The sequence below is a fragment of the Marinobacterium aestuariivivens genome (assembly GCF_042661465.1).
Lineage (GTDB): Bacteria > Pseudomonadota > Gammaproteobacteria > Pseudomonadales > Balneatricaceae > Marinobacterium_A > Marinobacterium_A aestuariivivens.
Genome location: NZ_JBHSWE010000001.1, coordinates 1,424,632 through 1,436,548, shown reverse-complemented (window position 1 = coordinate 1,436,548; position 11,917 = coordinate 1,424,632). Strand labels below are relative to the sequence as shown.

The window sequence follows — 11,917 nt, the reverse complement described above, 5'->3', positions numbered from 1 at the left end:
CGTCGTCGCGATCAGAGCAGGGGTCTGAGCAGGTTGCCGAGAATCTCGCTCAGTCGTTGCAGCAACGAACGGCGTTGCCTGGCCGCCAGGGTGATTTCATCGGCGTACTGCAGATCGGCCAGGAACAGCTTGTCCATCGCGCGGCCGAGCTGACTGCTGACGACAACGGTATTGAGCTCGAAGTTGTAGACGAGACTGCGATAGTCCAGGTTCGCCGAGCCGACGCTGGTCCAGATGCTGTCTACAACGATGGTCTTGGCATGCAGGGGCGAGCCCTGACGTTCGTATATACGTATCCCGGCTTCATAGCTGAATCGGGACGCCTGAAGTACCAGTGGCACATCGGACACGCCTGGCAGCAACAGGCGCACATCGACGCCGCGCCCGGCCGCCGCCTTGAGTATATCGATGAAAGCCTGGTTGGGGGCAAAGTAGCCCTGTGTGATCCAGACCCGGTGCCGGGCGTGGCTGATTGCCGCTGCCAGCACGGTGTAGATATCGAACTTGTTGTCACCCCCGTCGCTGGCGATTACGCCGGCCATCATATCGCCAGTCGATTCTATCGGTGGAAAGTGGGTGGCCCCCGGATCCGTTCCTGATCCGGCCGTTCCCTGTTCCACATCTCGAGAAATGCCCGCTGCAGTTGATGGACAACAGGACCGACGATGCGCAGGTGAGTGTCGCGCCAGCCGGTGTGGTCACCGTCCGAATCGGGGGTGTGGAGAATGAGCCCTTCGAGTAGCTGCCGGAGAAGTTGATACCGCCACTGTATGCGATGCGTCCGTCGATAATCAGGAGTTTGCGGTGGTTGCGGCTGTTGAGTCGCCAGAGCCGCGGGTCTATGGGGTTGAAGGGGCGGAACCAGTGCACCTCGATGGCGTGATCGCGCAGGTGTTGCACGAATTCCGAGGGCAGGTCGGCGCTGCCGACCGCATCGATCAGGACGCGGACGTCGACGCCCCGTTGCCGGCTTGCGATCAGTTGCTGCGCCAGTTCCTTCCCGATTTCCGTATCATCGAGGATGAAGGTTTCCAAATGGATGCTTTCGACGGCCCGGGCGATATCGTCGAACATGTGGTCGAAAGTGGCAGGCCCGTCGACCAGCACACGGACTTCGTTGCCGGCGCTCAGCCATTGACCGGTGGCCTGCTGCGAAACCCGCAGCAATTGATCCAGCATGGCCTGGGTCTCGGTATTCGGAGCATCCCGTGCCAGCAACTGCCGGTATTCCCACGGGCTGGCCGCCCGCTGCCCGTCCTCGACCAGCACCAGCGGCTTGACGGTCGGCTGCTGCGCACCCTTTCGCGTCACGTCCAGCCGGGGTTCGGTGGCGCATCCGGCGAGCGAGAGCAGCGCCACAAAGCCCAGCAGATATCCGAGGGTGTCAGAGCCTCGCAGGTGATGCATCGCCGCGGCCACGGGTCAACGCCCGGCGATGGCCGCGAAGGGCCGGAGCGCATCCACCCGGTCGCCAACCAGCTTGAGGATAATCAGCATCGGTACCGCCATTAACGCCCCGGCCACACCCCACATCCAGAACCAGATCAGGACGCTCAGGAACACCGCCAGAGGATTGAGCGACAGTCGCTGTCCCAGAACCATGGGCGTGACGATCTGGCCCTCCAGCAGGGTCAGGATACCGAAGGCGGAGACCACCAGCGCGGACGGGGCCAGGCTGTCGAAACTGAGCAGGGCTGTGGCACCAAGCAGGATCGCTGTGGTCAGCCCGCCAAGGTAGGGGACGTAGTTCAGCAGCGCCGCGACTGCCCCCAGAGTAGCGGGTTGGGCATGCCCAGCAGGGATAGCGTTCCGGCGACAGCGATGCCGAGACCTGCATTGATCAGTGTGATGCTGAACAGGTAGCGGGAGAGTTCGGCCTCGAGGATGACGGACAGTTCGATGAAGCGGCTTCGCCGCCCGGGACTTTTCTGCAGCTGGCCGATGCGAAGCAGCATCGACTGTCCCCAGGAGAGGACGAAGTAGAGCAATAGTATTGTGGTCACGGTGCCAGTGATCAGCCCCTGGGCGTTGCTGTAGAGCATCTTCGAAAAGTTGCCGCTGCCGACTTCGATAGACCGGTTCGGCTCGACCGAGGCGATATCGTCGACCTTTTCCGCGGCCTTGTTCACTTCCGCGACGGTCTTCTTGATCGGGTAGAGTTTGAGCTCCAGCTGTTCGAGCACCTGCGGGACCTGTTCGAACCAGGCGCTGACGGGATCGACCGACCGGGCCAGGCCGTAATTGAGTCCGGCCAACAGCAGCAGCACCACAGCTGCGGCCCCCAGCGGACGGGGAACGTGCAGGCATGTCAGCCAGCGCACCGGCGGCGCCAGCACCAGGCTTAGCAGGCATGCCAGCGCAATGGGTACGAGCAGGGTTTGCGCCAGCACCAACGTATAGGTCACGGCCAGAAGCGACAATAGCCGGACCTCCGGGCGGCGCCTGTCCGCCGCTATCTTGGGGCGGGGCTCCAAGGTGCGCACGCTGTCGTCAGCGGACAGTGTCCTGTAAATATGGGTGCTGTCGCACCCTTGTCTGTCCGGATCGGTCATCGGGATTCTCGCTGTCTCTGCTGCACGCGTTGCCGTGCCTGCCAGAGGCGGAGTAGAGGCATCAACAGTCTCATGACCTGGCGCAGCTGGGCTCTGCGGTCGATGACTTCATGGCTTCAACGTCGACGGCCGAGGACGCCGAGCAGGATGCCCAGCGCCACCGATCCGCCGACGACCGCCCAGGGATGGTCGCGAACGACCTGCGTCAGGCTGCCGCGCAGCTCCCGCTCCCGCTGCTGCAGACGTTCACCGCGTTCATGCATCCCCTCTTCGAGCTGCTCACCCATCTCGACCGCCTGCTCGATACGCGCGTGCAGGTCGTCGGCGACCCGCCGCGAGAGCGTCGCCTGCGGGCTCGTCGGCGGTGGTTTTCGACTTGCTGGTGGAATTGGTCATGTGCGTGTCCTGGTCAGTGGGGTGAGTGGCTTCAGCAGCGGCGGTCGCACCCTTGCGGGTCGCATCAGCCGCCGGTGAGTTCCGACTTGACGGATTCAACGCCTTTGATATCGCTGGCGATTGAAAGGGCCAGTTCCCGTTCAGCGTCGCTGTCGACCTGACCCCGCAGCGTGACGACACCGTCCTGGGTCTCGACGTCGATATCACTGCCATCGACGTTGCGGTTATAAATCAAGGCGGACTTCACCTTGGCGGTGATCCAGCCGTCGCTGATCGATTCCGCTACGTCACGGGCTTCGCGTTCCGCCTCGCCGACGACAGTGGCTTCCTTCCCCCACCGTCAGTTGGTTCTCGACGCTGCTGACTCCGCGGGTGTTCTGTGCAATCCGACCGGCCAGTTCGGCTTCGGCGTCCGACTTGACGCTGCCGGAGAGCGTTACCACGGCATTGCGGGTATCGACATCGATGGCGAGCCCACCGGTGTTTCTGTTCGACAACAGCTGTGATTTTACCTGGGCCGTGAGGTTGGCGTCCTCGACCTTGCGGGAGAAGCTGCGCTCGGCGCTGTCTGTGGGGGCATCCCGGCGGTCGACGGATCGACCTTTAATTCGTTCTTGACCTCCTGGATACCTTCGATGCTCAGTGCCAGCGCTTCGGCCAGGTCACGCTCGACGTCGCTCTCGACGGTGCCGCTCAGCACTGCGACGCCATCCTTAATATCGGTTTTGATGTCGAAAGGATTGAGTTGACGATTGAGCAGGTAGGTCGTTTCCAGTTTTGCCTTGACCCACAGGTCAGGACGCTGCTCTTCCGTCTGGGCGAGAAGGGGCGGGCTGGCGAGTGCCAGGGCGCAGGCGACAAGGATCGGTTTAACGGGAAAACGTTTCATGGCGAATGTCTCCGAAAGTTAAGTGGGTTCATCCCCCGGCACAGCCTGCTGATCGACACCGTCCGCATTGGTGAAGCGGCGCCGCAGGGGCTGTATTCTCTTCGCCGGCGCGCATTGGCGGCGGCGAAACGGCAGATCAAGGGGGCTGTCGGGTTAGCTGCAGCTTAAGTGCCAACTGAAAAGTCTTTTGCGGACAATGAGTTGGTAATCCAGTGCTAATAGTGAACTCACCCGGTGGGGGATATGCCCCTTAATCTGGGCGTCATATCCCCCGGGTACGAATCAGGTGTCTTCGGGCAATGTGATGGCGTATTTCTGAATGCGGTAGCGCAGGGTGTCCCGGGTCGTATTCAGCATCCGGGCGGTCGCGGCCACATTGTGCTGGTTGCGTTCCAGTGCCTGGCAGATAATGAAACGGTCCATCTCCTCCAGTCCCATGCTGCCGTCGAGCGGTACCTGGATGTAGGGCGTCTGTCCTGACGACAGGGCGGCGTCGCTCGTCGCGGGCCCGTCGGTCGGCGAGGGGGTCGGCTGCAGGTGCAGCCATTGCAGCGGCAAGTCGCCGTCATCGGCGAACAGGACGCAGCGCTCGATGACGTTGCGCAGCTCGCGTACATTGCCGGGCCAGTCGTGCGCCCTGAGGCGTTGCCAGACAACCCGTCCGATCCGGTTCACGCGCTTGCCGGCCTTGGCGTTGAACTCGGTGATCAGCAGCGGCACCAGCTCATCGAGGTCTTCTATGCGCTCGCGCAACGCCGGCAGGCGCAACTCGAACACGCTGAGGCGGTGATACAGGTCTTCGCGGAAGCGGCCTTCGTCGATGCAGGTCTGCAGGTTCCGGTTGGTTGCGGTGATCACCTGGACGTCGACACGGATCTCGTGCTCGCCCCCACCCGGCGGAAGCACTGTTCTTCCAGCGCTTTCAGCAGCTTGGCCTGCAGATCGAGCGGCATGTCGCCGATTTCGTCGAGGAAGAGGGTGCCGCCGTCGGCCTGCTCGAGCAGGCCGCGACGACGCCCCCGGCGCCGGTAAAGGCGCCGGCTTCGTGACCGAACAGTTCGGATTCCAGCAGGTCCTTGGGCAATGCCGAGCAGTTGACCTCGACCAGCGGCGCGTCCTGGCGTGTGCCGCTGTGGTGCATGATGCGCGCCGCCACGCCTTTGCCGGTGCCGGTCTCGCCGTTGAGAATCAGGGCCGAAAAGGGCGCTTTGGCCAGCCGCCCGAGCATCTCGCGCAGTTGTCGGGCGGCGTCGCTGTGGCCGACGAAACTGTCCGGTGTGAAACGGCGGCTGCCGGCCGAAAGCTGGTCCCGCAGCCGGCGCTGTGCCGTCGCACTGCGCGCGGCGCTGTTGACGACCAGGTCCAGCCGGTCGAGCTCGACCGGCTTCTCGAGAAAGTCGTAGGCTCCCAGACGCAGGGCCCGTACCGAGTCGGCCACCGTGCCGAAGCCGGTCAGAAAGATCCACTCGGCGCCGGTCGCGTCCCGGGCGGATTCTTCGAGCAGGTCCAGTGCGTTGCCGTCGGGCAGGCTCATGTCGGACAGCACGATGATGGGAGTCAAACCTTTGTCGAACAGTTCGCGTCGGGCCGCGTCGAGGCTGTCGGTCAGCAGCACCCGCCAGCCATTGCGCCGAAAGTGGCGTTGCAGCTCGGTTCCCAGCAGGGCTTCGTCTTCGATGATCAGCAGTGTCTTAGTCATCGGTGTCTCTGTACGGCAGCCGCAGGGTCACGCAGGCGCCGCCCTCCTGTCTGTTGCTCAGCTGCAGTTCGCCGCCGAGATCGTGGGTAAACCGATGCACCATCGCCAGGCCGAGCCCGGTGCCGCCCGCACGCCAGGAACGAAACGGCTGAATCCCGGTTTCCAGCATCTGCGCCGAGAAGCCGGGGCCGCTGTCCCTGACCTCGATCTCGAGCATCCCGCCGCGGCGCCTGACCTGCAGCTGAATCTGGCCGGCCGCGTCCTGGAGGGCCTGGCCGGCGTTCAGGAGCAGATTCAGCAGCATTTGCCGGAACTGGGAACGGGGCAGGCGGCACCGCAGTCCATCGGCGACGTCGCTGCTCAGGGTGACATCCTCGTGCAGCTGAAAGCCGGCGAGGGTGACCAGGCTTTCGACCTCCTCGCCAATATCCAGGGGGAACGCCTTCTCGGGGCGCTGGCGGGCTTGATCCAGCAGCTGGTTGAGTTGCCGGGTCGCACGCTTGACCTCGTCGTTGATCAGGTCGACGCGCTCGGCCAGCTCGGCATCCGGGACGTCGTGGTGCAGGTTCTCCAGCGCCATCTGTACGCTGGTCAAGGGGTTGCGCAGTTCATGGGCCACCCCAGCCGCGACTTCGCCGACGGCGCCGAGGCGTTCGGCCTGTGCCAGCCGGCGCTGTTGCTGCAGCAGCATGGCGGTGCTGTTGCGAACCTCCCGGGTCAAGTTGGCGTGCCGTTGCTGCTGGGCCTGTTCCAGGGTTCTCAGTCGCTGTGCCATGGCGTTGTATTTCTCGATCATCGGGTGCAGCATCGCATCGGTATCGTCCACCGACAGCTCGCTGAAGTCGCGCCGGGCCAGCAGCGACATCTGATCGATAAGCTTGTTCAGCGGCCGCAGGACCCGCTGCCGCACCAGGGTCCAGAGCAGTGCCGAAATAACCAGCAGGCAGAGCGCCAGTGCGGAGACAATGACGAGTTTGCGCCGGGCTTCGGCATGAAAGTCCGCCACCAGGAGCTGGTGCGCGAGGAGCTCCTGATTCAAGGCGCCGCGCAATGCGGAGGAGGCGCCATCGAGCGGCACCCGGCTGCGACCGTCGAACTGGACCAGCAGGGTCAAGGCGTTGTCGATGACCTCGGGCGTGGTCGCCATACGGTAGGCATCGGAGTCGCTCAGTCCGCGCAACTGTTCACGCAGATCGTCGAAGCCGTCGGGATCGAGGTAGGCGCTGTCCGCTTGCAGCAGATTGAGTAGCCGGGTGCGTACCTCGCCGGCGGCAAGCTCGATCGCCACCACGTAATTCAGGTGTCGTTCGAGTGGCGGGATGCGCTCGACATCGCGCCAGGCGCCGTAGATCAATAGACCCAGGCTGACGAACAGCAGCAGCAGGGCGGTCGCCGACAGCAGCCAGACCGAGCGTGTCAGTAGAAATTGCAGTCTTCGCATGGAGACCGGGTCCCGTTCTGGTACGTTGCGCGGGCGCTACGCCTGGTGTGGGTTTCGTCCGCGTGCTGATACCCAGTTTAGTGTCAGGTGGTGTCAGGCGTGCGAATTGCGCCGGCCGGAGACGCCTGCGCGCTCGTTCAGTTGGTATACAACTCCAATGCCAAGTCTCCAGGCGGCCGGCCGTGCGGCCTGCTGCGGCCTTGAGTGAAAACGTCGGCACAGTGTACGGGGCATATCGCCCGCACTTGCTATCCGAAGGGGCGAAAATCGGGTCCTATCACCCGCGAAGTTTGCGGCGTTCGCAGTTGTTCAGAATTTTTTCGTTAAGACTGAAGCGGATGCGTCGTTGGCACCGATTGTGCGAGATGCCTGACAGGATGCCGGGAGGCGAGTTCAGCGCGTCCGGCTGTCGATCAACACAGGTAACGGAAGGAGAGACACATGTTTGGGTGGGCAGTAACTTTTCTGATTATCGCGATCATCGCGGGGATATTCGGATTTTCGGGGATCGCCGGCACGGCGGTCAATATCGCCTGGATTCTCTTCGTGGTGGGCTTGATTCTGGCGGTACTGTTCTTTGTCATCGGACGGCGGCCGCCGCGTTAGAAACGCAGGCCCCCTTCCCGTCCGGGAAGGGGGCTGGCATGTCCGGCGCAGCCTGTGGATCAGGCGGCGACGGAACCGTGCGGGTCGATAACGAATTTCTTCGCAGCGCCGCCGTCGAAGTCGGCGTAACCCTGCGGAGCCTCGTCCAGCGTGATCATCTTCACGTTGACCGCGTCGGCAATCTTGACCTTGCCGAACAGGATCGCCTGCATCAGCGGACGGTGGTACTTCATGACCGGGCACTGACCGGTGTGGAAGCTGTGGGATTTGGCCCAGCCGAGACCGAAGCGCATGCTCAGCGCGCCGTGTTTGGCGGCATCATCGACTGCGCCCGGGTCTTCGGTCACGTAGAGGCCCGGAATACCGATCTGGCCGCCGGCGCGGGTCAGCGACATGGCGGAGTTCAGTACGGTGGCCGGCGCTTCCTTGCCATGGTTGCAGCCGCAGGCGTGGGCTTCGAAGCCGACGCAGTCGACGAAGGCGTCGACTTCGCGCTCGCCGAGGATCGCCTCGATCTTGTCGGCCATGTCGCCTTCCTGGGTCAGGTCGATGGTTTCGCAACCGAAGCTGCGGGCCTGGGCCAGGCGGTCTTCGATCATGTCACCGACGATAACACAGGCGGCACCCAGCAGCTGGGCGGAAACGGCGGCCGCCGGCCAACCGGGCCGGCGCCGGCGATGTAGACGGTGGAGCCCGGGCCTACGCCCGCGGTGACACAGCCGTGGAAACCGGTCGGGAAAATGTCGGACAGCAGGGTCAGGTCCTTGATCTTTTCCATTGCCTGATCGGCGTCCGGGAACTTCAGCAGGTTGAAATCGGCGTAGGGGACCATGACGTATTCGGTCTGGCCACCGACCCAGCCACCCATGTCGACGTAACCGTAGGCGGCGCCGGGGCGTGCAGGGTTCACATTCAGGCAGATGCCGGTTTTGCCTTCCTTGCAGTTGCGGCAGCGGCCGCAGGCAATGTTGAACGGCACGGAGACCAGGTCGCCGGGCTTGATGAACTCGACATCACGGCCGGCTTCGACAACCAGACCGGTGATTTCGTGACCCAGTACCAGGCCGGACTGAGCCGTGGTGCGGCCGCGAACCATGTGCTGGTCGCTGCCGCAGATGTTGGTGGTTACGACTTTCAGAATAACGCCGTGGTCGCATTTGCGATTGCCGATGGCGAGTTCCGGATAGGGGATCGACTCGACAGCGACCTCTCCCGGGCCCTTGTAAACGACACCGCGGTTGGCTTGACTTGTCATGGCGCCAGCTCTCCTTCTGGTTATTGTGTTCTGATGTTGGGGTTTGCGCGTTGTTGTTGGTGCGAAAGCGGCCTGATTTACGGCAATCCTGCGGCCTGCTCGCGAGCCCACCAGCCTACAGTAGTTTTTCGGCGTCCTGATGACCTGTCTGTATGAGTCGCCCGCATATCTATTTAAGACATCGCGTCTGGCTGCGCACGCAGGAAGTGCGATTCCAGCTACGGACAGGTCGCAGTCCGACAAGTCGGTCTGCGGGGAAGACCGGATAATCGGCCCCAGGTGATGTCGTCCGGTGACCTGAGCGGGCGTGCGGATACGGGAGCCGAATATGGCGGCATCACCATCTGTTTCATCGGACACAATAATAAGGCGCTGCGCAGAAAGCATCGCTTCCCTGTTTCTATGCTGGAGGTGTTATGGGCATCAGTGTTTTTGATCTGTTCAAGGTTGGCGTGGGGCCGTCGAGCTCCCATACCGTGGGGCCGATGCGTGCAGCGGCCGATTTCGGTGCCCAGCTGGACAAACTGGCGCTGCTGTCCGACGTTTCCGGTATGCGGGTCGAACTGTTCGGATCCCTGAGTGCAACCGGTGTCGGTCACGGTACCGACAAGGCCGTGATCGTGGGGCTGATGGGGATGCGTCCCGACACCATCGATCCCGACGTGATCGATCCGGCCGTGGCCGAGCTGAAAGATACGGGTGTCCTCAAGCTGCTGGGATCCAGGATGTCCCCTTCGTCTGGGCCCGTGACATGCAGCTGCTCGAAGAGTGTCTGCCGTACCATCCCAATGCGATGCGCCTGAGCGCCTACAGTGACGAGCAGCTGCTGTTCAGCAATACCTACTACTCCATCGGTGGCGGCTTCGTCGTCGACGAGGCCGAGGCGGTCGCCGACGCCTCCCTGGTGCCCCAGGTCGAGCTGCCCTACGATTTCAACAGCGCCGCGGAGCTGCTCCGTCTGTGCAAGACTCACAACCTGCGCATCAGCGAGCTGATGATGGAAAACGAGAAGGTCTGGCGCTCCGAACAGGAGGTGCGTGACGGTCTCAAGGCGATCTGGCAGGCGATGCAGGACTGTATCGACAAGGGGCTGAGCCGCGAGGGCATTCTGCCCGGAGGGCTCAAAGTGCGTCGTCGTGCCGCCAGTCTGCATCGTTCACTGACCCAGGCCAGTGCCCAGAACGTCATCAGCTCGACCCTGAGTGCGATGGACTGGGTCAATCTCTATGCTCTGGCAGTGAACGAGGAAAATGCTGCCGGTGGGCGTATGGTGACGGCGCCGACCAACGGTGCCGCAGGCATCATTCCGGCTGTGCTGATGTACTACATGCGCTTCAAGGAGGCGGCGAGCGACGAGGATGTCGTCGACTTCATGCTGGCAGCGGCGGCAGTCGGTGCGCTGTGCAAGAAGAACGCGTCGATTTCCGGTGCAGAAGTCGGCTGTCAGGGCGAGGTGGGTTCGGCCTGCGCCATGGCGGCGGCAGGACTGACTGAAATCCTCGGCGGTACCCCGGAGCAGGTCGAGAACGCGGCCGAGATCGGCCTCGAGCACAACCTGGGTCTGACCTGCGACCCGGTCGGCGGCCTGGTTCAGGTGCCCTGTATCGAGCGCAATGCCATTGCGGCGATGAAGGCGATCAATGCCACCCAGATGGCCCTGCGCGGCGATGGCGAGCACTTCATCTCCCTCGACAAGGTCATCAAGACCATGCGTGACACCGGTCTCGACATGCAGGACAAGTACAAGGAAACCTCCCGCGGCGGTCTTGCCGTGAATGCCATCGAGTGTTGATTTCTCGGTGACGTGCGTTGCTCGAATCCGCCTTCTAAGGTGGGGCGGGCGTAGGATGGGTTAGCGGCGCAATGGCGATAGATCAAGTCGCCTGGCGCTCCGGGTTCGGGCGCCGCGTAACCCGTCATAGGCGCCGCAGGCGCCTTGGTGTCCGGCGGCAGCGGGGGCCGCTTTTACTGAGGGCTATGGCCCTGCACCCGAAGTTTCGGGATCGCGCACTGCCAACCGAGATCAATCGATCTGTAATACGATCGATATTGCGGGTTACGCGATGCCCTGGCCGCAGAGGTAGTCTTGAGTAGATGCGGATGCATCGCTCCACCCACCCTCCGTCAGTGCCCTCGCTGCGCGGCTTGCCGCTTCAAGCTTGCAGCTTTCTCTTCAGTACTTCCGCCAGTCCGGGTCCTCGAACGTCTCGACCAGAAAGTCGATGCACTGACGTACTTTCGGTGACAGGTGCCGGCTCTTCGGATAGATGGCCCAGACAGCGGCGTCGTGGCAGCGGAACTCTTCCATCAGGCTGATCAGCGTGCCCGACTCGATATGGGGCTCGACGATATAGTCCGGCAGGCAGGCGATACCGCGCCCCTGCAGTGCCGCGTGCAGCACCAGCACCCCGGAATTGGCGCGCCAGTCGCCCTGTACCCTTATATCCTTGCGCTGTCCGTCGATACAGAAGCCCCAGAGTGGCGACGAGCCCTTGAGACAGTTGTGTTCCTGCAGTTCCTGAGGGGTTTTCGGTTCGCCGTGCACCGCCAGATAGCCCTGGGTGGCGACGAAATATTCGCGACGGTCGCTGAGGCGGCGGGCCACCAGGCTCGAGTCCTTCAGCGTGCCGAGGCGAATGGCCAGATCGTAGCCCTCGTTGACCAGGTCCACGGAGCGGTTGGTGAGGTTCAGGTCCAGGCTCAGGCGCGGATGCTGCTGCACGAAGCGGGTCAGCATCGGGCCTATGTAGCGCTCGCCGAAGGTGGAGCCGCAACTGACCCTCAGCAGGCCGTGGGGTTCGTTGCTGAAGCTGGTGATCTGCTGCTCGGCATGACTGAAGCCGTCGGCCAGGTGTTGGCACTGTTCGTAGAACCACTGGCCGGATTCTGTCAGGGTCACGCGGCGGGTGGTGCGTACCAGCAGCTGGGTGTTGAGTCGCTGTTCCAGATGGCTGAGCAGTCGGCTGATGTGGGAGCTGGACACCCGCAGCTGAGTCGCCGCGGCTGACAGGCTGCCCAGGCGTGCGACTTCGATAAAGGCTTCGATACTTTCCCAGCGGTGCATAGGTTCGGCCAGTGC

At 63.0% G+C, this 11,917-nt stretch carries 11 protein-coding genes and 4 pseudogenes; 2 read left to right on the top strand and 13 right to left on the bottom strand.

Annotation, left to right across the window (positions count from 1 at the left end; genetic code table 11):
- Positions 1 to 11: 11 nt before the first annotated feature.
- From ACFQDL_RS07540 to ACFQDL_RS07490, 11 genes and pseudogenes are all read right to left on the bottom strand, one after another.
- On the bottom strand, positions 12 to 545 hold the full coding sequence (locus ACFQDL_RS07540; protein ID WP_379908470.1) for a phospholipase D-like domain-containing protein: 534 nt from the start codon (positions 543 to 545) through the stop codon (positions 12 to 14).
- On the bottom strand, positions 511 to 1,407 hold the full coding sequence (locus ACFQDL_RS07535) for a phospholipase D-like domain-containing protein (RefSeq protein WP_379908469.1): 897 nt from the start codon (positions 1,405 to 1,407) through the stop codon (positions 511 to 513). The genes ACFQDL_RS07540 and ACFQDL_RS07535 overlap by 35 nt, the downstream gene beginning before the upstream one ends.
- Positions 1,408 to 1,422: 15 nt before the next feature.
- Positions 1,423 to 2,552, bottom strand: a pseudogene (locus ACFQDL_RS07530) (AI-2E family transporter).
- A gap of 116 nt (positions 2,553 to 2,668) precedes the next feature.
- Entirely contained in the window at positions 2,669 to 2,839 is a 171-nt protein-coding gene (locus ACFQDL_RS07525; RefSeq protein ID WP_379908468.1) for a glycine zipper domain-containing protein, read from the bottom strand.
- Between the two features lie 173 nt (positions 2,840 to 3,012).
- Positions 3,013 to 3,183 (bottom strand): BON domain-containing protein, encoded by a 171-nt coding sequence (locus tag ACFQDL_RS07520; protein ID WP_379908467.1) that lies wholly within the window; start codon positions 3,181 to 3,183, stop codon positions 3,013 to 3,015.
- A 52-nt stretch (positions 3,184 to 3,235) separates the two neighbouring features.
- Positions 3,236 to 3,445, bottom strand: a complete 210-nt coding sequence (locus ACFQDL_RS07515) for a BON domain-containing protein (RefSeq protein ID WP_379908466.1) — start codon at positions 3,443 to 3,445, stop codon at positions 3,236 to 3,238.
- Positions 3,446 to 3,456: 11 nt separating this feature from the next.
- The gene (locus ACFQDL_RS07510) at positions 3,457 to 3,837 is read right to left on the bottom strand and encodes a BON domain-containing protein (RefSeq protein ID WP_379908465.1); all 381 of its coding nucleotides are present in this window, start codon (positions 3,835 to 3,837) and stop codon (positions 3,457 to 3,459) included.
- A 282-nt stretch (positions 3,838 to 4,119) separates the two neighbouring features.
- The gene (locus ACFQDL_RS07505; RefSeq protein ID WP_379912950.1) at positions 4,120 to 4,260 is read right to left on the bottom strand and encodes a helix-turn-helix domain-containing protein; all 141 of its coding nucleotides are present in this window, start codon (positions 4,258 to 4,260) and stop codon (positions 4,120 to 4,122) included.
- 129 nt (positions 4,261 to 4,389) lie between these two features.
- A pseudogene (locus ACFQDL_RS32935) lies at positions 4,390 to 4,799 on the bottom strand (sigma 54-interacting transcriptional regulator); the annotation flags it as partial.
- Entirely contained in the window at positions 4,760 to 5,536 is a 777-nt protein-coding gene (locus ACFQDL_RS07495; protein WP_379908464.1) for a sigma-54-dependent transcriptional regulator, read from the bottom strand. The gene ACFQDL_RS07495 and the pseudogene ACFQDL_RS32935, both read right to left, overlap by 40 nt.
- Complete coding sequence (locus ACFQDL_RS07490; RefSeq protein ID WP_379908463.1) at positions 5,529 to 6,977, bottom strand: sensor histidine kinase; 1,449 nt, start codon at positions 6,975 to 6,977, stop codon at positions 5,529 to 5,531. The genes ACFQDL_RS07495 and ACFQDL_RS07490 overlap by 8 nt, the downstream gene beginning before the upstream one ends.
- Before the next feature lie 441 nt (positions 6,978 to 7,418).
- On the opposite strand from ACFQDL_RS07490, the gene ACFQDL_RS07485 reads away from it, so the two are divergent.
- Entirely contained in the window at positions 7,419 to 7,583 is a 165-nt protein-coding gene (locus tag ACFQDL_RS07485) for a DUF1328 domain-containing protein (RefSeq protein ID WP_379908462.1), read from the top strand.
- Positions 7,584 to 7,642: 59 nt separating this feature from the next.
- Here ACFQDL_RS07485 and fdhA read toward each other — a convergent pair.
- Positions 7,643 to 8,838: pseudogene (fdhA, locus tag ACFQDL_RS07480) on the bottom strand (formaldehyde dehydrogenase, glutathione-independent).
- Positions 8,839 to 9,254: 416 nt separating this feature from the next.
- Between fdhA and ACFQDL_RS07475 the strand changes: the two are divergent.
- Positions 9,255 to 10,630, top strand: a pseudogene (locus tag ACFQDL_RS07475) (L-serine ammonia-lyase).
- Positions 10,631 to 11,011: 381 nt separating this feature from the next.
- On the opposite strand, the gene ACFQDL_RS07470 reads toward ACFQDL_RS07475, so the two are convergent.
- Positions 11,012 to 11,902 carry a LysR family transcriptional regulator gene (locus ACFQDL_RS07470; RefSeq protein WP_379908461.1) on the bottom strand — a complete coding sequence of 297 codons (891 nt, stop codon included), beginning with the start codon at positions 11,900 to 11,902 and terminating at the stop codon, positions 11,012 to 11,014.
- Positions 11,903 to 11,917 lie beyond the last annotated feature (15 nt).

What these genes read in the sequence shown, in the direction of transcription:
- ACFQDL_RS07540 (WP_379908470.1), bottom strand. Translation starts at nt 545, where the DNA reads ATGATGGCCGGCGTAATCGCCAGCGACGGGGGTGACAACAAGTTCGAT.
- ACFQDL_RS07535 (WP_379908469.1), bottom strand. Translation starts at nt 1,407, where the DNA reads ATGCATCACCTGCGAGGCTCTGACACCCTCGGATATCTGCTGGGCTTT.
- ACFQDL_RS07525 (WP_379908468.1), bottom strand. Translation starts at nt 2,839, where the DNA reads ATGGGTGAGCAGCTCGAAGAGGGGATGCATGAACGCGGTGAACGTCTG.
- ACFQDL_RS07510 (WP_379908465.1), bottom strand. Translation starts at nt 3,837, where the DNA reads ATGAAACGTTTTCCCGTTAAACCGATCCTTGTCGCCTGCGCCCTGGCA.
- ACFQDL_RS07505 (WP_379912950.1), bottom strand. Translation starts at nt 4,260, where the DNA reads ATGGACCGTTTCATTATCTGCCAGGCACTGGAACGCAACCAGCACAAT.
- ACFQDL_RS07495 (WP_379908464.1), bottom strand. Translation starts at nt 5,536, where the DNA reads ATGACTAAGACACTGCTGATCATCGAAGACGAAGCCCTGCTGGGAACC.
- ACFQDL_RS07490 (WP_379908463.1), bottom strand. Translation starts at nt 6,977, where the DNA reads ATGCGAAGACTGCAATTTCTACTGACACGCTCGGTCTGGCTGCTGTCG.
- ACFQDL_RS07485 (WP_379908462.1), top strand. Translation starts at nt 7,419, where the DNA reads ATGTTTGGGTGGGCAGTAACTTTTCTGATTATCGCGATCATCGCGGGG.
- ACFQDL_RS07470 (WP_379908461.1), bottom strand. Translation starts at nt 11,902, where the DNA reads ATGCACCGCTGGGAAAGTATCGAAGCCTTTATCGAAGTCGCACGCCTG.